Source organism: Stenotrophomonas sp. YAU14A_MKIMI4_1 (genome assembly GCF_003086855.1).
Lineage (GTDB): Bacteria > Pseudomonadota > Gammaproteobacteria > Xanthomonadales > Xanthomonadaceae > Stenotrophomonas.
In genome coordinates this window covers 3,733,795-3,757,829 of record NZ_CP025998.1, presented here as the reverse complement: position 1 = coordinate 3,757,829, position 24,035 = coordinate 3,733,795, and the positions used below count along the sequence as shown (strand labels likewise).

At 67.5% G+C, this 24,035-nt stretch carries 18 protein-coding genes; 11 read left to right on the top strand and 7 right to left on the bottom strand.

What is annotated here, in order from left to right; translation table 11 throughout:
* Positions 1 to 1,017, bottom strand: coding sequence for a glucokinase family protein (locus tag C1931_RS16965; protein WP_108757169.1), 1,017 nt, complete (start codon positions 1,015 to 1,017; stop codon positions 1 to 3).
* Positions 1,018 to 1,392: 375 nt separating this feature from the next.
* Between C1931_RS16965 and C1931_RS16960 the strand changes: the two genes are divergently transcribed.
* From C1931_RS16960 to C1931_RS16935, 6 genes are all read left to right on the top strand, one after another.
* Entirely contained in the window at positions 1,393 to 2,682 is a 1,290-nt protein-coding gene (locus tag C1931_RS16960) for a sugar MFS transporter (RefSeq protein ID WP_108757168.1), read from the top strand.
* Between the two features lie 39 nt (positions 2,683 to 2,721).
* Positions 2,722 to 3,789 (top strand): LacI family DNA-binding transcriptional regulator, encoded by a 1,068-nt coding sequence (locus C1931_RS16955; RefSeq protein WP_108757167.1) that lies wholly within the window; start codon positions 2,722 to 2,724, stop codon positions 3,787 to 3,789.
* Positions 3,790 to 3,796: 7 nt separating this feature from the next.
* Entirely contained in the window at positions 3,797 to 4,825 is a 1,029-nt protein-coding gene (locus C1931_RS16950) for an SIS domain-containing protein (protein ID WP_108757166.1), read from the top strand.
* Positions 4,825 to 5,988 (top strand): N-acetylglucosamine-6-phosphate deacetylase, encoded by a 1,164-nt coding sequence (gene nagA / locus C1931_RS16945; protein ID WP_108757165.1) that lies wholly within the window; start codon positions 4,825 to 4,827, stop codon positions 5,986 to 5,988. The genes C1931_RS16950 and nagA overlap by 1 nt, the downstream gene beginning before the upstream one ends.
* Positions 5,988 to 7,055: a heparan-alpha-glucosaminide N-acetyltransferase domain-containing protein gene (locus C1931_RS16940; protein WP_108757164.1), complete on the top strand. Its 1,068-nt coding sequence runs from the start codon at positions 5,988 to 5,990 to the stop codon at positions 7,053 to 7,055. Before nagA ends, C1931_RS16940 begins: the two co-directional genes overlap by 1 nt.
* A 373-nt stretch (positions 7,056 to 7,428) precedes the next feature.
* Positions 7,429 to 10,434, top strand: coding sequence for an autotransporter outer membrane beta-barrel domain-containing protein (locus C1931_RS16935; RefSeq protein ID WP_108757163.1), 3,006 nt, complete (start codon positions 7,429 to 7,431; stop codon positions 10,432 to 10,434).
* Positions 10,435 to 10,610: 176 nt separating this feature from the next.
* Here C1931_RS16935 and C1931_RS16930 read toward each other — a convergent pair whose 3' ends face one another.
* The gene (locus C1931_RS16930) at positions 10,611 to 11,006 is read right to left on the bottom strand and encodes a hypothetical protein (RefSeq protein ID WP_108757162.1); all 396 of its coding nucleotides are present in this window, start codon (positions 11,004 to 11,006) and stop codon (positions 10,611 to 10,613) included.
* Positions 11,007 to 11,393: 387 nt separating this feature from the next.
* Between C1931_RS16930 and C1931_RS16925 the strand changes: the two genes are divergently transcribed.
* The 3 genes from C1931_RS16925 to C1931_RS16915 are packed head-to-tail and all read left to right on the top strand — an operon-like array spanning position 11,394 to position 13,243.
* Positions 11,394 to 12,419 (top strand): S41 family peptidase, encoded by a 1,026-nt coding sequence (locus tag C1931_RS16925; RefSeq protein ID WP_234412840.1) that lies wholly within the window; start codon positions 11,394 to 11,396, stop codon positions 12,417 to 12,419.
* Between the two features lie 3 nt (positions 12,420 to 12,422).
* On the top strand, positions 12,423 to 12,758 hold the full coding sequence (locus C1931_RS16920) for a hypothetical protein (RefSeq protein ID WP_108757160.1): 336 nt from the start codon (positions 12,423 to 12,425) through the stop codon (positions 12,756 to 12,758).
* A 50-nt stretch (positions 12,759 to 12,808) separates the two neighbouring features.
* The gene (locus C1931_RS16915; RefSeq protein ID WP_108750534.1) at positions 12,809 to 13,243 is read left to right on the top strand and encodes an SseB family protein; all 435 of its coding nucleotides are present in this window, start codon (positions 12,809 to 12,811) and stop codon (positions 13,241 to 13,243) included.
* Positions 13,244 to 13,249: 6 nt separating this feature from the next.
* Here the strand turns inward: C1931_RS16915 and C1931_RS16910 are convergent, their stop codons facing one another.
* Both C1931_RS16910 and C1931_RS16905 read right to left on the bottom strand, forming a co-directional pair.
* Complete coding sequence (locus tag C1931_RS16910; RefSeq protein WP_108757159.1) at positions 13,250 to 14,470, bottom strand: multifunctional CCA addition/repair protein; 1,221 nt, start codon at positions 14,468 to 14,470, stop codon at positions 13,250 to 13,252.
* 126 nt (positions 14,471 to 14,596) lie between these two features.
* Positions 14,597 to 16,570 carry a transglycosylase SLT domain-containing protein gene (locus C1931_RS16905; protein ID WP_108757158.1) on the bottom strand — a complete coding sequence of 658 codons (1,974 nt, stop codon included), beginning with the start codon at positions 16,568 to 16,570 and terminating at the stop codon, positions 14,597 to 14,599.
* A 163-nt stretch (positions 16,571 to 16,733) separates the two neighbouring features.
* Here C1931_RS16905 and C1931_RS16900 point away from each other — a divergent pair, with 163 nt between their 5' ends.
* On the top strand, positions 16,734 to 17,141 hold the full coding sequence (locus tag C1931_RS16900; protein ID WP_108757157.1) for a biopolymer transporter ExbD: 408 nt from the start codon (positions 16,734 to 16,736) through the stop codon (positions 17,139 to 17,141).
* A gap of 89 nt (positions 17,142 to 17,230) precedes the next feature.
* Here the strand turns inward: C1931_RS16900 and C1931_RS20350 are convergent, their stop codons facing one another.
* On the bottom strand, positions 17,231 to 17,584 hold the full coding sequence (locus tag C1931_RS20350) for a hypothetical protein (protein WP_159095510.1): 354 nt from the start codon (positions 17,582 to 17,584) through the stop codon (positions 17,231 to 17,233).
* 259 nt (positions 17,585 to 17,843) lie between these two features.
* Here C1931_RS20350 and C1931_RS16895 point away from each other — a divergent pair, with 259 nt between their 5' ends.
* Positions 17,844 to 20,702 (top strand): TonB-dependent receptor, encoded by a 2,859-nt coding sequence (locus tag C1931_RS16895; protein ID WP_108757156.1) that lies wholly within the window; start codon positions 17,844 to 17,846, stop codon positions 20,700 to 20,702.
* 401 nt (positions 20,703 to 21,103) lie between these two features.
* Here C1931_RS16895 and fhuE read toward each other — a convergent pair whose 3' ends face one another.
* Complete coding sequence (fhuE, locus tag C1931_RS16890; RefSeq protein ID WP_108757155.1) at positions 21,104 to 23,269, bottom strand: ferric-rhodotorulic acid/ferric-coprogen receptor FhuE; 2,166 nt, start codon at positions 23,267 to 23,269, stop codon at positions 21,104 to 21,106.
* A 271-nt stretch (positions 23,270 to 23,540) separates the two neighbouring features.
* A complete protein-coding gene (locus C1931_RS16885; RefSeq protein WP_108757154.1) occupies positions 23,541 to 24,014 on the bottom strand; it encodes a hypothetical protein in 474 nt (157 codons plus the stop codon).
* Between the last annotated feature and the right edge of the window lie 21 nt (positions 24,015 to 24,035).

The following is a 24,035-nucleotide window of genomic DNA, read 5'->3' as shown; positions in this document are numbered from 1 at the left end:
TCAGGCGGGGTGGTGCAGCAGGAACCAGCTGGCGCCGCCGATCACGCCCAGCTGCCCATGCTCGACCACCTTCACCGGGATGCGTGCCAGCGCTTCGCCCATCGGCCCCTTCTGCAGGTAGCGTTCGACGAAGGTGCTGGCGCGCAGGTATTCGCGGATCTGCGGCAGGATGCCGCCGGCCAGGTACACGCCACCGTGGGCGCCGTAGAACAGCGCCATGTCGCCGATGGTGCTGCCCAGCAGGCCGCAGAACACATCCAGCGCCTGCCGTGCGTGTGCATCGCTGCCGGACATGGCCGCCGCGGTCACCGCGTCGGGGCTGGCCAGCTGCGGGGCATCGCCCTGCAGGGCGCAGACAGCGTGGTACAGGTTCATCAGGCCGGGGCCGGACAGGGCGTGTTCGATCGACACATGCGCACGCTCGCGCTGCATGTGGCGCACGATGTCCATTTCCAGCGCGGTGCTGGCCGCCAGGGTGGGCTGGCCGGCTTCGGTGGCCAGGACCACCGGGCCGTTCGCGGTGGGAATCCACAACGCCGCGCCCAGGCCGGTGCCGGGGCCGACCACCAGGGTCGGGCCGCGCGCGGCGCTTTCGGGCCCGCACAGGTGCAGCACGCCGCTGGCATCGACCTGCGCGGCGGCATAGGCCACTGCTTCGAAGTCGTTGACGATGTGCACGCGCTGCACGCCCACCTCGGCTTCGATCTGCCGCGCCGACAACGGCCAGGGCACGTTGGCGGTGATCACCGTGCCGTCTTCGCGGGCGTAGCCGGCGGTGGCCACCACGCAGTGCGCGGGGCGGGCGTCGTCGCCCAGGAAGTCGGAAAGGATGGCGGCCAGGCCGGCATGGTCGGCGTTGCGGTACTTGCGGTAGTCCAGCACCTGCACCGGATGGGCGGCATCGCCGCTGGCCTGCACCCGGGCCACGCGCACATGGGTGCCACCGACGTCAGCGGCCAGGAACGAGGGCGCGTGACGGGAAAGCACATGGGCCGGGGCGGGATGGCTGGCGGTCACGCGGGCTCCTGCTGCAGGTGGGTACCGGGCCCACGAAAGACCCGGCGATGGGGCGGAGTCTGTAACTGCGCTGACAACGATGTCAACGAGTTCGTGACACTTTCGTTGCTGCGACGCAACGAATCAAGTGCCGGGTAAACGTTTACACCGCGTGATGGTCGTTCGGTCCCGCAGGCCGTTGTCTCACAAGCGTCAAGGCCTGTCGCCCATTCAGCGGGATTGCCTCGGGTGTCCTTGCGCAGTGCAGCACCCGCGCGAACCGGTGCAGATTGGAAGTTGACAAACCGCCGCCGTCCATCGAAAGAATGTGACAACGTTGTTCCCAGCCACTCTCCGACGCCGCGTTCTGCGGCCGTCGCCGCAGGAGCCCTCCTGATGTCCGCCGTCCCCGCTGCAAGCGCGCGCCCGAACGTGGCCACCTCCATCGCCATCGTCGGCGTGTTGTTCTTCCTGATCGGCTTCTTCACCTGGCTCAACGGCCCGTTGATCACCTTCGTCAAGCTCGCCTTCGAGCTCAGCGAGGTCGGCGCCTTCCTGGTGCTGATGGTGTTCTACCTGTCCTACTTCTTCCTGGCGCTGCCCTCGTCGTGGATCCTGCGCCGCACTGGCATGAAGAAGGGCCTGAGCCTGAGCCTGCTGGTGATGGCCGGTGGCGCGGCACTGTTCGGCGAATTCGCCACCCAGCGCTGGTACCCCGGCGCACTGGGCGGCCTGTTCGTGATCGGCAGCGGCCTGGCGTTGCTGCAGACGGCCATCAACCCGTACATCTCCATCCTGGGGCCGATTGAAACGGCGGCGCGGCGCATTGCGTTGATGGGCATCTGCAACAAGATCGCCGGCATCCTGGCGCCGATCCTGATCGGCACGGTGGTGCTGCATGGCATTGGCGATCTGGACGTGCAGGTGCAGGCGGCCGATGCCGCGACCAAGGCCGTGCTGCTGAACCAGTTCGCCGCCAAGATCCACGCCCCGTACCTGGCCATGGCGGCGCTGCTGGTGGTGCTGGCGGTGGCGGTACTGTTCTCGCCGTTGCCGGAAATCAAATCGTCCGAAGCCAACGCCACGCCGGTGGCCGCCGGTGCGGTCGAGCGCCGCAGCATCTTCCAGTTCCCGCACCTGTGGCTGGGCGTGCTGTGCCTGTTCGTGTACGTGGGCGTGGAAGTGATGGCCGGTGATGCCATCGGCACCTACGGTCATGGCTTCAACCTGCCGCTGGACGAGACCAAGATGTTCACCGCCTTCACCCTGGGCGCCATGCTGGTCGGTTACGTGGTCGGCCTGCTGGTGATTCCGCGGGTGGTGTCGCAGTCGCGCTACCTGACCCTGTCGGCGGTGCTGGGCGTGGTGTTCTGCCTGGGCGCGTGGGCAACGCACGGCTATGTGTCGGTGGCCTTCGTGGCCCTGCTGGGCTTTGCCAACGCCATGATGTGGCCGGCCATCTTCCCGCTGGCCATCCGCGGCCTGGGGCGTTTCACCGAAACCGGTTCGGCCCTGCTGGTGATGGGTATTGCCGGTGGCGCGATCATTCCGCAGCTGTTCGCCCTGCTCAAGCAGCACATCGATTTCCAGCTCACCTTCGTGCTGCTGATGGTGCCCTGCTACCTGTACATCCTGTTCTATTCGGTGGTGGGCCACCGCGTGGGCCTGCCGCAGGACCGGGGCTGATCGGCGATGATGGACGGCAGCCAACCCCAGGAAAAACCGATGCGCAGAGCGACCATCAAGGACGTTGCCGAAAAGGCCAAGGTCTCGCTGAAGACGGTGTCGCGGGTGATCAACAACGAGCCCTCGGTGATGCAGGCCACCCGCGCGCGGGTGCTGCGTGCCATCGCCGAGCTGGACTACGAACCCGATCCGTCCGCGCGCAACCTGCGCAGCGGCACCACCTTCGTGATCGGGCTGGTGTATGACAACCCCAACCCGTACCACATCATCGGCGTGCAGAACGGTGTGCTGGCGGCCTGCCGCGAAACCGGCTTCGGCCTGCAGATCCACCCCTGCGATTCCAGTTCGCCGCTGCTGGCCGACGAGCTGGCCGACTGGGTGCAGCGCTCGCGCTTGGCCGGGCTGGTACTGACCGCCCCGATGTCCGAGCGCCGCGACCTGATCCAGGCGCTGACCGCGCGCGGCATCAAGCTGGTGCGCATCATTGCCGCCACCGAAGACCCGGCCGATGGTGCCTGCGTGTTCGTGGACGACCGCGAGGCCGCCTACGAGATCACCGAGCACCTGATCCAGCTCGGCCACCAGCGCATCGGCTTCCTCTGGGGCGGCACCTCGCACCGTTCTTCCGGCGAACGTTATGCCGGTTACGAGGCGGCCCTGAAGGACTACGGCATGACCGTGGACAAGCACCTGGTGGTGCAGGGCGATTACACCTTCGACGATGGTTTCCGCGGTGCGCGCCGCCTGCTGGCGCTGCGCGAACCGCCCACCGCCATCTTCGGTTCCAACGATGAAATCGCCGCCGGTGTGCTGGCCGCGGCCAAGTCGGCCGGCATGAGCGTGCCCTACGACCTGTCCATCGCCGGCTTCGAGGACAGCCCGTTCTCGCGCCAGTCGTGGCCGCCGCTGACCACCGCCAAGCAGGCCACTGAAGACATCGCCCGCCATGCCGCGCGCCTGCTGATCGGCCAGCTGCGCAGCGATGCCTACGATGAGGCGCCCGCGTCGCTGCACAACCAGGGCTTCGTGCCGCAGCTGGTGGTGCGCGGTTCCACTGCGCCGATGCGCCCGTCCGGCGCCCGTCCCCTTCCTTCCGAACCCGCCTGAGCCCGCCATGTCGCTGTCAGACCCCACCGCCACCCTGATGTTTGCCGAAGCCGCCGAAGCGGCCGATGTGGTCGCACGCCAGTTCGCCCGCAACCACGCCACCATGGAAACCCTGGCCGCCAGCCTTCGCGCGGCGCCGCCGCCGTTCGTGGTGACCTGTGCGCGCGGCAGTTCCGATCATGCCGCCACCTACGGCAAGTACCTGCTGGAAACCCAGCTGGGTCTGGTGGTGGCCTCCGCGTCGCCATCGGTGGGTTCGGTCTATGCCGCACCGCTGCAGTTGCGCGGCGCGCTGTTCATCGTCATTTCGCAGTCGGGCAAGAGCCCGGACCTGCTGCGCAATGCCGAGGCCGCCAAGGCCGCCGGCGCACGCGTGGTGGCGCTGGTGAACGTGGAAGATTCGCCGCTGGCGCAGCTGGCCGACACGGTCATTCCGCTGCACGCCGGTGCTGAAAAGAGCGTGGCCGCGACCAAGAGCTACCTGGCCTCGCTGGCCGCGCTGCTGCAACTGGCCGCGTACTGGAAGCAGGACAGCGCCCTGCGCAATGCGCTGGACCTGCTGCCCGATGCGCTGCGCGAAGCGTGGCAGTGCGACTGGACGGCGCTGACCGAGGGTCTGGTCGATGCACACAACCTGTTCGTGCTGGGCCGTGGCCTGGGCCTGGGCGCAGCACAGGAAGCCGCGCTGAAGTTCAAGGAAACCTGCAGCCTGCACGCCGAAGCGTATAGTTCGGCCGAAGTGAAGCATGGCCCGATGGCGCTGGTGGACCGCGGTTTCCCGGTGCTGGCCTTCGCCCAGCCCGATGAAACCGGCGCCGGCACCCGTGCGGTGGTGGATGAATTCAGCGCACGCGGTGCGCAGGTGTGGCTGGCCGGTGCCGGTGGCAACCTGCCGGTGGCGGCAGCACCGCACCCGCTGTGCGCGCCGTTGCTGACCGTGCAGAGCTTCTACCGCGCGATCAATGCGCTGGCCCTGCGCCGCGGCTTCAACCCGGATCTGCCGCCGCATCTGAACAAGGTTACGGAGACGGTGTGATGGCCGCTGCCCCGCGCAAACAGGTGCTGCGCAACGCGCGCATCCTGACCGGCGATGATTTCCGCGACGACCTGGCGGTCGTGGTCGAAGACGGGCGCATCACCGCGCTGCTGCCCGATGCCGCCCCGCAGCTGGGCGCCGCCGGTGAACAGGTGGACCTGGGCGGCGGCTGGCTGCTGCCCGGCTTCATCGACGTGCAGGTGAACGGCGGTGGCGGCGCACTGTTCAACAACACGCCGGACGTGGCCGCGCTGCGCACGATCGCGCAGGCACACCGGCGCTTCGGTACCACCGCCATGCTGCCGACGCTGATCAGCGACGACGTGGGCGTGATGCGCGAGGCCATCGCGGCGATGCGCGATGCCATCGCGCAGGGCGTGCCGGGGGTGATCGGCATCCATCTGGAAGGCCCGTACATCGCCCCGGCGCGCAAGGGCACCCACGATGCCAGCAAGTTCCGCGTGCCCGATGCCGAGGAGATTGCGCTGGCCGCTTCGCTGGATAACGGCGTGACCCTGCTGACCCTGGCCCCCGAGCGGGTGCCGCTGGAGTCGATCCGTGCACTGGTGGAGCGCGGGGTGATCGTGGCCGCCGGGCATACCGCCGGCAGTTATGAAGAGATCCGCGCCGGCCTGGATGCCGGCGTGCGCGGCTTCACCCATCTGTACAACGCGATGTCACCGCTGCAGGGGCGCGAGCCCGGTGCGGTGGGTGCTGCGCTGGAAGACCGTGACAGCTGGATCGGGATCATCGTTGATGGCGTGCACGTGCACCCGGCCAGCCTGCGCGTGGCGCTGGCAGCCAAGCCGCGCGGGCGCCTGCTGCTGGTGACCGACGCCATGCCGCCGGTCGGTGCCGATGACCCCAGCTACGTGCTGTACGGCGAAACCATCACCGCCGTGGATGGCGTGGTGCGCAACGCGGCCGGTGCGCTGGCCGGTTCGGCGCTGGACATGGCCACGGCCGTGCGCAACACCGTGCAGTTGCTCGGCCAGCCGCTGGCCGAGGCCGCGCGCATGGCCTCGACCTACCCGGCGCAGTTCCTGAACGTGGATGATCGCCTGGGCCACATCGCCGAGGGCTACCAGGCCGACCTGGTGCTGCTGGACGATGCATTGCAGGTGCGCGGCACCTGGATTGCCGGGCAGTACGAGGCCGCGTGATGGGCGCGGCGGCGTCGGCACGGCTGGGCTCGATCGACGCGCTGCGTGGCCTGACCGTGGCCGGCATGCTGCTGGTCAACAACCCCGGTGACTGGGGCGCGGTGTTTGCGCCGTTGCGCCATGCCGAGTGGCATGGCTGCACGCCCACCGACCTGGTGTTTCCGTTCTTCCTGTTCCTGGTGGGCGTATCGATGGCCTTCAGTGTGGCCCCGCGTGCGCAGGACCGTGCCGCGCGCCCGGCGTTGGCCAAGGGCGTGCTGGAGCGCGCGCTGCGCATCGCCATTGCCGGGGTGCTGCTGCACCTGCTGGTGTGGTGGGCGCTGCATACTCATCACTTCCGCATCTGGGGGGTGCTGCAGCGCATCGCGCTGTGTGCGGCGCTGGTGGGCGTGCTGGCGGTGTATGCGCGGCCACGCACGCAGCTGGCGCTGCTGGTCGGCCTGCTGGTGGGCTACGCGGTGCTGCTGCTGGGCAGCGGCGATCTGGCGCCGTTTACCAATCCGGCCAGCCGCTTGGATACCGCGTGGTTTGCGCCGTGGATCTACCAATGGCAGGCCGACACCGGTCTGGGTCACGACCCGGAAGGCCTGCTGAGCAGCCTGGGCGCGCTGGCCACCACCGTGCTCGGCCTGCTGGCCGGTGGCCTGCTGCGCGCCGGCCGTGGCGCTGCACTGGCCGGGGTGGGCGTGGCCTGTGCCGTGCTGGGTCTGCTGCTGGCAACGGTACTGCCGTTGAACAAGCAGCTGTGGACGTCGAGCTACGTGCTGTGGACCGGTGGTCTGGCCGCGTTGGCGCTGTGGCTGGGGCATGTGTTGATTGACCGCCGCGGTTGGCCCGCGCTGGGGCGCCGTTTCGGCGTGAACGCGATTACCGCCTACCTGGGCGCATCGGTGATGTCGGTGGTCTTGCTGGCCAGCGGGGCGTGGGGCTGGGTGTGGCAGCAGCTGTCCACGGCGATGCCGGGGGCGCTGGCGTTGGCGTCGCTGCTGCAGGCGGCGGCGTTCGTGGCGCTGTGGTGGGGCGTGGTGTGGTGGCTGGACCGGCGTCGCATTTATTTGAAGGTATGAGCGGGGTGGGGTTGGCGGGTGGAGCATCCACGAATGGCGTGGATCTACTGGCCGTGCGGGGGTAGGCGCATCCACGCATGGCGTGGATCTACTGGCCGTGCGGGGGTAGGCGCATCCACGCATGGCGTGGATCTACTGGCCGTGAGGGGGGCGCATCCACGCATGGCGTGGATCTACGGCCCGTGGGGGTTGCGTGGATGTGGCGAGTAGAGCCACGCCATGCGTGGCTGCGCGTGCCGTCCGGCGGAAGTCACACTTGTCGCGTGATGGAATCTTCACTTCCAGCCTTGGGGGCTTCTTTTAGGGTAGGCGCGCCCGTTTTCTGAGCAGTGCCGTGCATCGCAGTTCCTGACCCCCGTTCCAGGAGTGCTGTATGTCCCGTGCAGATCTGTGTGCAGTACGTCGTTCGCCCTTGTTCCTCGCCTCGGTGCTGGCCCTGGCTGCCCCATCGGCCTGGGCAGGATGCGATTCCAGCGCCCCCGTGGCCGGACAGACCGTCACCTGCAGTGCCGATCCGCCGAATCCGTACATCACACCGATTACGGCCAGTGGCGCCGGCGGCATCACCGTGAACGTGGCCAGTGGCGCGCAGCTGCTGCAGAGCGGTGGTGCAACGCCGCTGGCACTGACCGGCGCAGGTGGCCATGTGCTGCTGAACCAGGGCGCGATCACCGCCACCGGCGGTATTGCCGTGCAGCTGGGCGGGGGCAGCCGCGTCGACAACCTGGGCAGCATCAGCACCGGCAACACTACTGCGCTGCAGTTCACTGGCGCGGGGGACAGCGTGCTGGTCAACCGCGGCACGATCAGCGGCCGCACCGGCGTGCAGTTCGGCGCCGGCAATGATCGACTGGAGATGCTCGCAGGCAGCATCAGCGGTGCCGTACTGCAGGGCGATGGCAACGACGTGCTGCTGCTCAGCGATGGCACCCTGGACAGCGTTGACCAAGGCAACGGCGATGACCAGATGACCGTGCGCGGCGGCACCATTACCGGACTGGTCACGCAGGGCAGCGGCGCCGACGATTTCGTCATGAGCGGCGGCAGCATCGGCGCCCTGCAGCAGGGCGACAACATCGATACGTTCCGCATGAGCGGTGGCCGCATCGTCGGTGCGTTCGAAGATGGCGACCAGGCCTGGATGACCGGCGGCCGCATCGGCCGGGTCAACATGAAGCTGGACAAGAACCTCTGGGACCAGTCAGGCGGCACGGTGGATGGCAACGTGGTGACCGGTTTCGATACCGACACCATCATCATTTCCGGCACCGCCTATATCGGCGGCAACATCAGCGTGAGCGGTGGCGCCGACAGCGTGACCATCACCGATGGCACCGTGCGCGGGCAGATACTGCTCAGTACCGGCAACGACACCTTCACCTGGAATGGCGGTGGCATCGTCTATGGCGCCATCGATGCCGGCCCCGACGATGACGTGGCCACGCTGGCCAACCTCAACCAGGGCAGCCTGGGCGCAGTGCCGCTGTTCGACGGCGGCAGTGGCAACGACCGGCTTGCGCTCAGCAACGTCAAGATGACCGGCGTGGGCCGCCTGCAGAACTGGGAAACCATCAGCCTGGCCAGCAGCACCGAACTGACCTTCGATGGCGATCTGCGGCTGGGCGACAGTGCAACCGGCACCGGCACGCTCACCCTGGATGACACCAGCACGCTGTACGCGGGCAGCGGTTCCAATGCGGTGCGCCCGTTCACCGGCAGCGCGCTGGTGAACGTGGTCAATGCCGGGCGCATCGACCTGACCGGCGTGGGCGCCGGCGATGTATTCACGATCCGCGGTAACTATCGGGGTGAGGGTGGCGGTCTGTACCTGCGCACCGTGCTGGGTGGGGACGATTCGGTCACTGATCGCCTGGTGATCGATGGCGGCGCGGCAACCGGCACGACTGGCATCGGCGTCCTCAATGCCGGCGGCGGCGGCGCGGCCACGCTGGCCGACGGCATCCTGGTGGTGCAGGCGCTGAACGGTGCAACCACCGCAGCCGGTGCGTTCTCGCTGTTCGCCCCGGTGTCGGCCGGTGCCTACGAGTACTTCCTGTTCAAGGGCGGCGTAAGCGCGGGCAGCGGTGAGAACTGGTATCTGCGCTCCACCCTGGTATCCGGCCCGGTGGCGGCACCCAGCGGAATCGGCAGCACCGCCGAGCCGCCGCCGCCCACGCCGCCCGTGGCGCCGCCGCCCGCGATTGCACCGGCCCCGCCACCGCCGCCCGAAGGGGCGGTGGACCCGGACCTGACCGCTGCCGAGACTGCGCCCCCGGCGCCACCGCCGCAGCCGGCCGACGTTGCCCCGCCCAGCGACCCACCGGTGCCCGATGTGCCGGTGGCCGGTGGTGCACTACCGGGCCTGGGCCCAGCGCCCAGTGCCGGCGCGCGACCTGCGCAGAGCGACGTGGTGCCGTTGTACCGCCTGGAAACGGCGACCTATGCGGTGGTGCCGCCGCTGTTGCGCGAGGCGTCGCTGGCCAGCCTGGGCACCTTCCACGAGCGCCAGGGCGAGCAGCGTCTGCTGTACCACACCGGCGCCCTGCGCACCGCCTGGGGCCGACTGGTCGGGCAGAGCAGTGAGATCCAGTGGAAGGGCGATGCCCAGCCCGGCTTCGACGGCGATCTGATGGGCGTGCAGGCCGGTCTGGATGTCTGGGCCGCCGCCGCCGATGCACATCGCAACCAGATCGGCGTGTTCGTCGGCCGCACCCGCGCCGATGGCCGGGTGACCGGCCTGGCCTTGGGCTGGGAGAACGTGCAGGTGGGCCAGAGCCGCCTGGACGACAAGCACGTGGGCCTGTACTGGACGCTGACCGGCCGTGACGGTGGATATCTGGACGCGGTGGCGATGCAGAGCCGCTACGACGGCCGCATGCGCTCATCGCGCGGGCTGGGCATTGATGTGCGTGGCGACGGCACCACGCTGTCGCTGGAAGCCGGCAAGCCCCTGCTGCAGTTCGGGCAATCGGCCTGGTGGCTGGAACCGCAGATACAGGTGATCTGGCAACGCAGCTCGCTGGATGACCAGCGCGACGCGGTGTCGGCGGTGTCGTTCGACAGTGACAACGCCTGGACCGGCCGCGTGGGCCTGCGCCTGGCCGCTGATTATCAGTTGGCGGACAACGGTTGGCAGCCGTACTTCAAGCTGAACTACTGGCACGGCCGCTCCGGCGAGGACCGCGTGCAGTTCGACACCGACGTGATAACCAGCGCGCAACGCTCGCGCGCGCTGGAAGCCGGCATCGGGGTGGTGGGGCGCTTCAACCGCACCATCAGCGCGTATGCCGTGGCCGACTACACCCGCGAAGTAGGCGGCAGCCGCAACGAAGAACGGCGCGTGATCGAAGGCAACATCGGCCTGCGCGCAGACTGGTAGCGCCGGGCCCCTGCTTTGGTAGGTGTCGACCTTGGTCGACACGCCATGACCCGCCGGAAAATCCACCCGACGCCATGACCCGCTCTGGTAGGTGTCGACCTTGGTCGACACGCCATGACCCCGTAGCGTCGAGCTTGCTCGACGGCTGTTGGCAAGGCAGTCGAGCAAGGTCGACGTTACCGGCGGCTACCGACAACGTCATGAACCAGCGCGCCCGCATGCCCGGCTAGCACCACCACCGCCTGCAGCAACCCTTCTTCCACCTGCGCCGGGCACTGCGCGGCCACATCATCCAGCTCCCGCGCCGACTGTGCCGCCAGCAGCACGCCACCGCAGGCCGAAAGCGCCGCCAGGCAGCGCGCAGCGTCGGCCAGACCGCGCCCGCGTGCATCGTCAGCCTCGTGTGCCACGCCGCGTAACCGGGTGAAGAATGCCGATGGCGGTGTGGTTTCTGCGGCTTCCATCAACGCATGTTCCAGGGCCTCGGCCACGGCACTGGGCAACGCCAGCCCGGGCAGCGCATTGCCCAGCAGGGCTTGCAGACGGGGATAGGTGGGGTAGAGCGTGGTCATGGCGGCAACCTCACAAGGCAAGGCCACCGGCGTCGTGCAAGGTGGCGGGCGGTGCGGGTTGGCGTGCCGGTGAAGTTGCTCAAAGGGAACGAAGCCGGCGGATCCGGGAGATCCCCACGCACCGCCCGCCGCAGAACGACGGACGGTGCAGTATTCGGGCCAGCGACATGTTCGCAAGCCCGCCTTTGAACTACTTCATTCAGGACGCCAATCCCGGCCAACGCTGGATGCGTTGGCAAAGCCACCTTCGCGGTTTCACTGCAGCGCAGCCATGAGCAAAGTTGCAAATCCTGCCGCGGCCCAGGAGTGCGAAACACGACACGTCGCGCGACGTCCAACGGCGTATCCTCGTTCCTCCATCTTCCGGCGAAGGAACGTCGAATGCCCATGGGTATCCGCATCACGATTCTGGCACTGACCGCCGCAATGGCGGCACCTGCCCACGCCATCGAACTGCCCACGCGGCAGGCCCAGATCGAACTGGTGGACCTGCTGGAGCGCGAGGCGCTCTACCGTGATCGCGTGGATTGGCCGGAGATCCGTGCACGCATGAGTGCGGCGCAGGGCAACCCGGAGAAAATACGCGACGTACTGAAGGAAGCCATTGGCCGCAGTTCGGGCGGGCACGGTGCGTGGCTCAGCCCGAAGCGGATGCGCGCGGAAGCGCAGCGGCCAGGACGGGCCAACAACGGCGGCGCCGCCAACGCCACCGCAGGCATGACGGCCACGTCGACCGATACACCGCCTGTTGACCCACGCATCGGCTGGGTCGAGATCGGCGCGTTCTCCATCGTTCCCGGCCCGGAGCTGCAGCAGAAGATGCAGCAACGCGCCGCGCGCTGGCAGGCGACCATCGGTGAGCAGGACAACGGCACCCGCTGCGGCTGGATCGTGGATCTGCGTGGCAACACGGGCGGCAACATGTGGCCCATGCTGCTGGGTGTCGCCCCGTTGCTGCGGATGACCGCCGGCGATGACGAGACCGTGGGCGCGTTCGTCACCGCCGACGGCCCTTCCGCCTGGCAGTCCACACCGTCTGGCCTGCGTCTGGGCGCGGGCGCCATCGTCGATCTGGGTAAGCCGGGCTATCAGCTGAAGCACCCGGCCGCGCCCGTGGCCGTGCTGACCGGGCCGCACACCGCCAGTGCCGGCGAAGCGACGGCGCTGGCATTCCGTGGTCGCCCGCAGGCGCGCAGTTTCGGCGAACCCACCCGGGGTGTGTCCACCGCCAACGTGGTGCGGCCGCTGGTCGACGGCAGTTCCCTGGTGTTGACCACCAGCGTGATGCAGGACCGCCACGGTCGCGGCGATGGGCGGAAGATAGTGCCTGACGAGCACACCCGCGGCGCTGCAGCCACCGTTGCCGCCGCCCAGGCGTGGCTGCTGGCGCAGCCGGCGTGTAGTGGAGGCTGAAGGATGTTGCTGATCGGCCAGCAGGAACGGGTGGTGGTGGTCGGCCCGACCGAGGCACACCACTGCCTGCGCTGCCAGACAGAAACCGACTTTGCCCCGCAGCTGCGCTACCGCATGGCGCGCATCGACCTGCTGTTTGGCTTCGTCTACCAGCGCCGCTACGAACTGGCCTGCACCGGCTGCGGCCATGGCTGGGTGCTGGACACCGAGACCCTGGACCAGCAGCTGGGCGGGGTGCCGATACCGTTCCGGCACCGCTTTGGACTACCGCTGATGCTGGTGGTGGTGGCTGGGCTGGCGGTGGTGGGGTGGATGTGGCGGCAGGGCTATCTGGCCTGAGGTCCCGGCCTGCTAAAGTGGTGGCCAGCAATCACGTACCGGAAGCGACCATGGACCACGACACGCCGTTTGAACCCACCAACGACCTGGAGGTCCGTCTGCTGCAGGCACAGGACGGCACGCTGACCGCCGCGCAGTTCCTGGACGGCCTGCTGACCGCGCCGGTGTTCGTGCTGCTGGACAAGGCCATTGGTGAAGATGGCGCCTGGGACGAGAGCATTTCACCGCTGGTGCTTACCAGCGAAAGCGGCGAGCCGATGTTCGCTGTGTTCACCGCGCCGGAACGCGCCGAGCTGTGGCACGAACAGCTGCCGCAGTTTGCCCATGCCATGCCGATTGCCGTGCACGCGCTGCTGTCGGGCATTGGCGAGGGCGTTGGCCTGGTGCTGAACCCCGGCCTGGACGTGGGCATGGAGATGATTCCCGATGCCGTGGCCCAGCTGAAGGAGCGCGCCGCGGCGATTACCCGCGGCATGGCGCACTGACCGCGCTCAGCGCGCCGCCGCGATCGCCTTCACCCGCGCCCTGGCCAGCGCTTCGCCAATGGCCGGGCCTTTCAGGTGGGTGGTATCCAGATCGCGCGCCTGCACTGAAAGCGCGGCCTGGTGCAGGCGCTTGAGCGTTTCGCCCTGCGGGTAGTCGCTGTCTTCGAAACCCAGCCGGCCGCGCTTGTCGGCCTCGCAGCACAGCGCGATGCGCGCCACGCGTTCGGGCCGGCGCAGCGCATCGCAGCGGCCCAGCAGCTCCAGCACGGTGGCATCGCGCAGTTCGTCGATGCGGTGCACGTTCAAGTGCTCACGGCAGACCGCCTCCGCCAGCTGCTGGTGCTCGGTGGGAATCTTCAGCCGTGCGCACAGTTCCTTCAGCGGCTTCACGCCACGCTGCTCGTGCATGATGTGGCGCGGCCATTCGTCCTGCGGGGTCAGGCCCTTGCCGAGGTCGTGGGTGAGGGCGGCGAAGCCGACCAGGTCATCGCCCGGCGCCAGGCGTGCGGCCATGTCGCTGACCATTTCCTGGTGGATGCCGGTGTCGACTTCCGGATGGAATTCGGCACGCTGCGGCACGCCGTACAGTGCTTCCAGTTCCGGCAGGATCGGGCCCAGCGCGTGCGCGTCGTGCAGCGTGCGCAGGAAGGCGGACGGGCGTTCGCAGACCAGCGCTTTGCGCAGTTCCTGCCAGACGCGTTCGGGCACCAGCGCATCCAGCTCGCCACTGGCGGCGACCTCGCGCATCAGCGCCATGGTTTCGTCGGCGACGGTAAAGCCCAGCGGCGCGAAGCGCGCCATGAACCGTGCCGCGCGCAGCACGCGCAGCGGGTCTTCCACGAATGCCGGACCGACATGCCGCAGCACGCGCTGCTGCAGATCGCGTGCACCGCCGTAGGGGTCGACCAGAGTGCCGGTGTCTTCGTCGCAGGCAATGGCGTTGATGGTGAAATCGCGGCGCTGCAGATCCTCTTCCAGGGTGACCGCCGGATCGGCATCGACCACGAAGCCGCGATAGCCGCGGCCGGATTTGCGTTCGGTGCGCGCCAGTGCGTATTCCTCACCGGTCTTGGGATGCAGGAAAACCGGGAAATCGCGGCCCACGGCGGTGTAACCCTGCGCTTCCATCTGCGCGGGGGTGGCGCCGACCACCACCCAGTCACGGTCACCGGCGGGGCGCTGCAGCAGGCGGTCGCGCACGGCGCCGCCGACAAGATAGATCTTCATGGTGAGGATGATCGCACGGGCGTGTGTTGCCGCGCTGCGCCCTGGCCGGGCATGGCCCGGCGCTACCGGTTCGGACGGCATTGCGGGGTGGCGCCGGACCAAGCCCGGCGCCACCCGCTGCGTCGATCAATCCCCGCCCTGTTCGGCGTTGGTGGCGCAGGTGAAGGCCTTGCGCTTGTCCACCAGGCGGCCCATCAGGCGGTCGCTGAGCGGCAGGGCATTGCCGTTGAGGCGCCAGTCGTAGATCACGCTGAAGGCCAGCACGCGGGCCACGTATTCGCGGGTTTCCTTGTAGCTGATGGTCTCGATCCACAGGTCCGGGTCGAAGCCCGGGCGCTGGGTCTGCCAGCGTGCGGTCGGGGTCGGCCCGGCGTTGTAGGCGGCGATGGTCACGTAGGGCAGGCCGTCGTACTTGTTCATCAGCTGGCGCAGGTACGCGGTGCCGATGGCGATGTTGGTGTCCGGGTCGTACAGGCTGTCGGCGCCGCCGTAGCCGGTCAGGCCGATCGACTTGGCCACGCTGGCACCGGTGGTGGGCAGCACCTGCATCAGGCCCATGGCGTTGGCAGGCGAGCGCGCGCGCGGGGTGAACGTGCTCTCGGCGCGTATCTCGGCGGCCACCCAGGCCGGGTCGATGGCGTTGCGCGCCGATTCGCGGCGGATGGTGCTGTCGTGGTGCAGCGGGAAGCGCAGGTCGTACAGGCGCTGTTCCTGCGGCTGCTTGCCCAGCGCGAACACGGCGCGGTCGAACCAGCCGTTGTCCTGCGCCACGCGCACGGCCAGGCGGCGCTGGGTGTCATCGAAGCGCGACAGCGCGCTGTTCCATTCGGCCACGGCCCAGCCGGTGCGGTCGATCTGGTACAGCGCCATGGCGCGCTGGATGGCCGGATCGCGGGCGACCGCGGCCTGCGCCTGGGCACTGTCGTTGGGCTTCCACGGGCACAGCGTGTACGCCTGCTGCAGCTTGTCGGCCGCCAGGAAGCCGTGGAAGGTGGGCGCGCGCGCGGCATCGCGGAACAGCGGCTGCGCCTGCTGCACCTGCCCGGTCTTTTCCAGCATGCGCCCTTCGAAATACGCCCAGCGCGAATCGCTGCGCTGCTTGCTGCCCATCTTGCGGATCGCGGCCAGCGCGGCCGGCCAATCGCCGCGCGACATCGCCTCGCGGGCGCGCCATTCGTGCAGGCGCTCGTCGTAGGCCGATTCGGGCACGGCATTGAGGCGGCGCGCCGAATCGGGCAGGTACGAGGCCACGGTCCACAGCGCGATCTGGTAGCGCACCTGGCCTTGCTGCTCGGCGCTCAGGCCCAGCGCCTGTGCGTACTGCGGCAGTTGCTGTTCGGTGGCGCCGGGATCGGCCTTGGCCAGTTTTTCCAGGCCGTCGGTGGCGATGCGCCGGCTGCGCTCGGTGCGCGGCCAGTTCAGGGCGCTGGCATTGGGGCGGTCGACGAAGGCGGCATAGCTGTTGGCCTGGGCCAGCTCGGCGGCTGGCAGGCCACGCGCGGCGCTGCGCATCACCGCCGGTTGCTGGGCGTCGGCGGCCGCATCGATGCGTTCCCAGCGCAGGGCATCGCTCATGCCGCCCTGCGCCTGCAGCACGGCAAACACCGCATCGCAGGCGTCGGGCAGCGACTTGCCGTTCTTGCGCCACAGGTCCTGCGCTTCGCTGGTCCACTGCGCGTCCACCTTGCCGGTGGCCTGGCGGGCGGTCAGCTGCGCGCAGCGCAGGCCCAGGTTTTCGGTCGGCGCCCAGTTGGCCAGCAGAGTCGGCCAATCCTGACGGCGGGCCACCGAGGGCAGCCACACGCTGCGGAAGCTGTTGGCCACGGCCTGGCCGTCATAGCGCTTCAGGAAGGCCTGGGCCTGGCCGTTGTCCACGCTGTCGATGTTGCGCCGCAGTTGGGCGAACTCGACCCAGCCATAGGCCGGGTGGCGGCTGAGCGCGGCGGCCTGGGCGGGCGCCAGCTGGCCACGCTCGGCGGCGTCCAGCGCGGCCTTCAACTGGCCGCTCTGGGCATCAAGGGACTGGGCACTGGCGCAGCCGATCAGCAGCGTGGTGGCCAGCGGGAACAGGGACAGGGCGGTCGAAGAGCGTCGGGTCATGGCCCCAGCATAGCGGGCCCTGGCTGAATTCAGTTTCGCGCAGCGTGCACGTGTGGTGTGGGCGAACGGCGGCTGAACGACTACCTGCGCAGCACTGCAGTGTGGGCGATGTGCGGCGTAAGTTCGGCCACAGGGCAAGCGGCCCTGCTGCAGGGAGCGGCACATGGCATTCAGTAGCGCAGGACGAAGCGGACCACTGGCTGAGATCAACGTAACGCCACTGGTGGATGTGATGCTGGTGTTGTTGATCATCTTCATCGTGACCGCACCGATCGTGGCGCGGCCGATCACGGTGGATCTGCCGCAGGCCACCGACCGGGTGGTACAGCGACCGGACCCGCCGCCGCCCATCGAGCTGCGCCTGGATGCGGCCAGCCAGTTGAGCTGGAACGGGCAGCCGATGGCCATCGGTGATCTGCAGCAGCGCCTGCGTGCGCAGGCGGGCGAGCACCCCGGCAACCTGCCGGAGCTGCGCATCAGCAGCGACCCTTCGGCCGAGTATGAAGGCATGGCGCGCATCCTGGCCGCGGCCGAGGCCACGGGCATGCAGCGGATCGCATTCGTGCGTTGACACGATACGACCGGCGTTGAGGGGTTCTGCTTCCTCAACGCCGGTCTGGCGCTCAGTACTGGCGGCAGTAGACCGTCCGGCCGTCCCAGCTACAGGACATGCGGCTGCTGTCGCCACGCTGCACGCTCAGCCCCTTGATTCCGGGTTGTGGAAGTGCCGTCGACGATACGCAGGAACGCCATCTGGATCTGATTGGGCACCGGGATGGGAAGGGCCCGCCATTTTCTGAACTCGCGATCGTATTCGACGTTGAATGCAGTAAGTCGTGCTCGCTCGAAGTCCATGACCACCGTCAGGCCAGCGCCCGATGGCAGCGCTGCATCCCGGGGGGACGCACAGTTGTTGCATTCGACCAGCCCGCCCGCGCGGGCGTTGGTGGGCAATGACAGCAGGGCAATTGCAAGGAGCGCTGCGGGCAGCAGCACGGCACTGAGTGCTTTCACGATGAGACCTCGCGTTCAGCGTCGGAAGCCTCAGTCTGTGATGAAGCTGCACGCAAGTTTGCTCGGGCACTTGAATTTCAAACAATTCCTAATCGTTCGCCAGTGCTGCGGATACGGTTGGTTCATTTGTCAAAAGCACGTGAAAGAGTGTTCTTCATCACGTCGTCATTTTTACAGGTTGTTTACAAAGGAGACGCTGCCGCCATGCAGGAGGGAGCGCGGCAGTCACTGTCCCGACATTCCTTTGGAGAGAGAGCGAATGAAGTACCTGCATCACCGCCCCTTGGCGGTTGCCGTCGCCCTGTGCGTGACGGCTCTGGCACCGATGAGTGCCGCGGCCCAATCCACCACCGATCTGGACCGCGTTGAAGTAACCGGCACGCGCATCAAGCGCGCCGAAGTGGAAGGCCAGGTGCCGATCCAGACCCTGACCCGCACCGAGATCGAACGCACCGGGCTGAACTCCATCGGCGAGGTGCTGCAGCAGCTGACCGGTTCCGGTTCGGCGCTCAACGCCAAGTTCAATTCTTCCGGCAACTTCGGCTTCCCGCCCGACGGCAGCGGTGTGGGCGCCGGTTCGGCGCAGGTCGATCTGCGCCACCTGGGCGCCAAGCGCGTGCTGGTGCTGGTCGATGGCATCCGCTGGGTGAATGAATCGTCCGCTTCCGGCGTGGGCGCGGCCACCGATCTGAACACCATTCCGCTGGCGATTGTTGAGCGCATCGAAGTGCTGGAAGACGGGGCCTCGTCGCTGTACGGCTCCGATGCGATTGCCGGCGTGGTCAACATCATCACCCGTCGCGATTTCGACGGTGGCCATGTAACCTTGAACTACGGCGAGTACAGCAAGGGCGATGGCACGCAGAAGGGCGTGGACCTGGCCTGGGGTACGCGCGGTGACCGCTACAGCCTGTTCGTGGGCGGCAGCTGGACCAAGCAGGACGCGGTGTATGCGCGTGACCGCGAGCAGTCGCGCTTCCCGGTACCGGGCACCGGCCTGGCGCTGGGCAGTTCGGCCACGCCCGATGGCCGCTTCATCTTCACCGACCCCAACACCGGCACCACCCACGACCTGACCCCGAATGCCGGCGCGCGGCCCACCTACAACGGCGGCGATGGCTGCGACCGCACCGATGGCTACCACTGCTTCGGCACGGCCGATCGCTTCAACTTCGCCGAATACAACATGGTGCTGACGCCGTCGGAGCGCAAAGGCATCTTTGGTCAGTTCCGTTTCGACTTCAGCGACAACGTGCAGTGGTACGTGAAGGCACTGGGCAACCGCCGCGAATCGACCAACCAGGCCGCACCGGAGCCGCTGTTCTTCGGCCCCGAAGCCGGCACCGGTAATCCGCTGGCCGACAACATCGTCATTTCCGCGCTGAACCCCTACAACCCGTTCGGCTTCACCCTGGATTCGTCGGACAACCTGATCATGATCGGCCGGCGCCCGCTGGAAGGCGGCGCGCGCGTGTTCGAGCAGAAGGTGGATACGCAGTACTTCGCCACCGGCCTGGAGGGTAATTTCCAGGCGGCCGACCGCCAGTGGTACTGGGACGTGAACGGCATGTACAGCAAGAACAAGGCCACCCAGACCAACTACGGCAGCTACAACATCTACAACATCAACCTGGCGCTGGGCGATCCGGCCATCTGCGCGGCCACGCCGGGCTGCGTGCCGCTGGATATCTTCGGTGGCGCCGGCTCGATCACCCCGGCCATGCTGCAGTGGATCCAGCCGGTGGTGCGCGACCGCAGCCAGAACGAACTGACCCTGTTCACCGCCAACCTGTCCAGCGAACTGTTCAACCTGCCGGCCGGTGCGGTGTCTTTCGCCACTGGCCTGGAACACCGCAAGTACGAAGGCTGGTACCAGCCGGATCCGCTGACGGTGATCGGCCATTACAACGGCGTGCCGTCGCAGCCGACGTCCGGTTCGTACGATGTGAATGAAGCGTACCTGGAATTGAACGTGCCGCTGTTCGCCGCCCCGTCCTATGGCGGCAAGCTGGACCTGAGCGTGGCCGGGCGCTACTCGGATTACTCCACCTTTGGTGGCGAGTTCACGCCCAAGTACGGCCTGCGCTGGCAGGTGACCAACGACTTCGTGCTGCGCACCACCTATGCCGAAGGCTTCCGCGCACCTTCGATCGGTGAACTGTATGGTTCGGCCGCGCGTGCCGACCTGCAGATCTTCGACCCGTGCTCGATCGGTCTGGGTGGCACCGCACCGCGTGGCAGTGCGGCCAACTGTGCTGCGCTGGGTGTGCCAACCGGTTTCCAGCAGGCCAATTCGCAGATCTCGGTAACCACCGGCGGCAACCGCGAGCTGGACCCGGAGCGTTCACGCAGCTTCAGTGCCGGCTTCGTGTGGAGCCCGTGGTTCGGTAACAACACCAGCTGGTCCGAGCGCTTCGACGTGGACGTGACCTTCTACCGGCACACCATCGACGGTGCGATCCAGGCCATCAACGCGCAGACCCAGCTGGACCTGTGCGTGGATACGCTGGACCCGCTGTACTGCGATGGCATCACCCGCGCCAGCACCGGCGGCATCAACGGCTTCAACAACCGCCTGACCAACCTGGGCTCGATCAAGACCGATGGCTGGGATGTGGACCTGCACTGGACGCTGCCGCAGAGCGCGGCCGGCCAGTTCAAGATCGGCTGGCAGAACACCTTCGTGGGCCGTTACGAGGCTACCGGCGCGGCCGGGCAGAAGCAGCCGCAGGGGCCGGGCATCGAAGTGGCTGACAGCTCCATTCCCGAATGGACCAGCAATCTGTCGCTGGGCTGGACGCTGGGCAACTGGAGCGCGAACTGGACGATGCGCCACATTTCCGAGCTGACCGAAGACTGTGGCGATGCGGTGGCATTCGCGGTGTGCAGCGACCAGGCAGCGGGCACCAACACGCTGGCGGCCACCACCTTCCACGATGCGCAGGTGGGCTACCGGATTGAATGGATGAAGGGGCTGCAGTTGACCGCTGGCCTGAACAACGTGTTCGACAAGGATCCGCCGATCTGCCTGTCGTGCTCGTTGAACGGCTACGACGCCTCGACGTATGACATTCCGCGTGGGCGCTACTGGTACCTGCGCGCGGATCTGCGGTTCTGATGGGAGGGCACCGCGCCGGGATCATCCCGGCGCGGTGCTTGTGGCGCTGGGATCGGGTGGGGGCTTGCTGTGCTGTGGACCGCACGGGCGGGGTGCTTGCTGTGCTGTGACCGACCGCGTGGGGGGCTTGCTGCGCTTTGGACCGACCGGGCGGGGTGCTTGCTGTGCTGGGACCGACTGCGCGGAGGTGCTTGCTGCGCTTTGGTAGAGTCGAGCTTGCTCGACTGCTTTTCGCGGTTCAGTCGAGCAAGCTCGACTCTACAAGAGCAGAGCAGTCGAGCAAGCTCGACTCTACAAGAGAGGGGCAGTCGAGCAAGCTCGACTCTACAAGAGCAAGGCGGTCGAGCATGGCTCGACGTTGCGCAATGGCGGCGCCGGGTTGCCCCGGCGCCGCGTCTGCATCAGAACGACCAGGTGAAGGTGATCGAGCCGTTGCGGCCGTCGCCGTAGGCACCGTAGCCGTTGATCTGCGAGAAGTACTTCTTGTCCAGCAGGTTGTTCAGGTTGGCCTGCACGCTCCATTCCGGCGACAGGCGGTAACGCACGAACGCGCTGACCAGGGCGTAGCCGCTCTGTTCGATGCGACCGTAGGCCGGCACGGCGTAGTAGATGCGGTTCTGCCAGTTGGCACCACCGCCGACGGTCAGCTCCTGCAGCGACTGCGGGGTGTAGCTGGTGAACAGCTTCAGCGCGGTCTGCGGCAGGTTGGTGTTGATGTCAGCGTCGTTGATGTCCTTGGCCACGTATCGCGAGGCACCGAAGGTGGCATTCCAGCCCGGGGCCAGTTCGCCGTTCAGTTCGAACTCGAAGCCACGGCTGACGGTGCCGCGTGCGGCCACGTAGGCGGTTTCACCACCGGTGCCGCCGATGACCGGCTCGCCGGTGGACTGGCCGACGTTGTCCTGCTCGATGCGGAACACGGCCACCGAAGCATTCAGTCGGTTGTCGAACCAGGCACCCTTCACGCCCACTTCGTAGCTCTTGCCGTCCACCGGGTCCAGGTAGCTGCCGTTGCGGTCCTTCAGCATCTGCGGCTGGAAGATCTCGGTGTACGAGGCATAGGTGGAGTAGGTGTCGTTGATGTCGAACACCAGGCCGGCATACGGGGTGGTGACCTTGTGCGAACGGTCGGCGCCTTCGCCTTCGCTCTTCCAGTCGGTGTAGCGCGCGCCCACGATCAGCTTCAGCGGGTCAGCCAGCGACAGGCGTGCAGCGGCATAGGCAGCCTTCTGGGTGATGGTGCCTTCGCTGGCCAGCGCCAGCGGATTCCAGTTCGGTTCGCTGATGTTGCCGTCCCAGTTCAGGTAGCTGGAGAAGGGGTCCCAGGCGAGACCGGCACCGCCGATCTGGTAGTCGCCGTAGTTGGCGTACTCGCGCTTGTTGTAGCTCAGGCCACCCATCACTTCGTGCTTCAGGCCAAACAGCTCGAACGCGCCACTGAAGTAGCCGTCCACCGCATTGACCTTGCGTTCGGTGTTGTAGAAGCCGGCCGACGGCGAGATGCCGGCACCGGTGTTCTTGTCGAAGAAGGAAGCGCCGGTGACCCAGTCGTTGTAGGCCGGGTAGAACAGCTTGTCGTCGGCCTTGGTCTCGTCATGGGTCGCGCCGATGCGGACTTTCCAGTCATCGTTGAAGGCGTGTTCCAACGTGGCGAAGGCACGCTTGCTGGTGGTGTCCCAGTAGGTCCAGTTCGGGCTGGCGTTGAACGATTCGTCGTAGCCGGTGCTGGTGCCATCGGAGAACAGCATCGGGAAACCACCCCAGGTGGCGCCGTTGGCGCGCTTCTGCTGGTAGTCGTAGCCCACGCTCAGCTGGGTGTCCGGGGTCAGGTCGGCGTCGATGACGGCGTAGCCCAGCGTCTTGTGCTGGTTGTAGCGGTCCATCTGTGCGTCGGTGTCCAGGTAGCTGCCGATCACGCGGGCGCGCACCGAACCGCTCTTGTTCAGCGGGGTGGTCACGTCCACGGTGCTGCGGGTGCGGCCCCAGCTGCCCACGTTCACCGACACGCTGCCGGTCAGCTCGGCGCTGTCGGCGTGCTTGCGCACCAGGTTCACCGACGCCGACGGGTTGCCGGCACCGGTCAGCAGGCCGGTGGCGCCGCGCACCACTTCCACGCGGTCGTACAGGGCCAGATCCAGGCCGGAATCGCCGTAGCTCCAGTTCTGCACCATCTGCGTGGGCAGGCCGTCGAACTGGTAGCTGTCGATGTAGAAGCCGCGCGCGTAGAACTCGGTGCGCTCGGTATCGGACTGGGTGCTGCTGACACCGGTGGTGTTGGCCAGCACGTCGATGATGTCATCCAGGTTCTGATCTTCGATGCGCTGGTGGCTGATGATGCTGACCGACTGCGGAATCTCGCGCGGTGCCAGGTCGAAGCGGGTACCGGCCGAGGTGCGGCGCACGGAATAGCCTTCGGCGCGCTCGCCCTTCACCACGATCTTGTCCAGGGTGGTGGGGTCGGCAGCGGCGGTCTGGGCGAAGGCGGCCGGGGCGGCGGCCAGGCACAGGGCGGAAAGCACCGCCGCGGACAGGCGATGCGGCAGCAGGGCAGGGGTTGAACGGATCATGGGGGTTCCTGGACGGGCACGTGCGTGCGTCCGACCGGCTTCCCGGATGGTCTGGCGCCGCGGCTGGTGGGGTTCTCACGCCGCTGGCCCGGTCCTGCTGGCAGGACGGGGGCTGGGCATTGTGATGGTGGACGACCGTCCTGGCCGCCCGGAAAACGCAAATATCGTAATGGGAATTGTTTCTATTTACAAATGGGCCGGTCGTGGCCCGGACGGCGGTAGCGTCGAGCTTGCTCGACTGCCGTTTGGGATCAGTCGAGCAAGCTCGACGCTACAAAGGCGGGTCGCGTTCGGCCTGGATCTTCATGCTCGGCCGCTGTCCCTCGATGCCATCGGCATACTCGACGGTGACCATCACGTCTTTATCGATCATGGGGGCGCCGTACACCCGCACCTTGCCGGTCAGGTACACCGGCGTGCTGCGCCAACGGCCTGCGTGCAGGGCGGTGGGATCCAGGCAGGCCAGCGCGCGGCGGATGTTGGCCGAGGCGTATTCAGTCGATGTGTTGGGGATCAGCCAGCGACAGAACTGCCGGCCCGCTTCGGTGCCATGGTCTACGCACCACTTGCTCCATTCAGCCCAGTCGGTGACCAGCTCGATCGACTGTGCGGTTTCCACCTGCGCGCTGTTGGCGAAGGCTGCCAGGTGCCCGCACCACGGGTCGCGGTGAGCCCGCAGGGTGCTGCAGCCGGTCACCAGGGTGAGGATCGCGATCAACAGCGGTGCGGCGCGCAACAGGCCCATCGGTGCTCTCCCTGGCAGTGT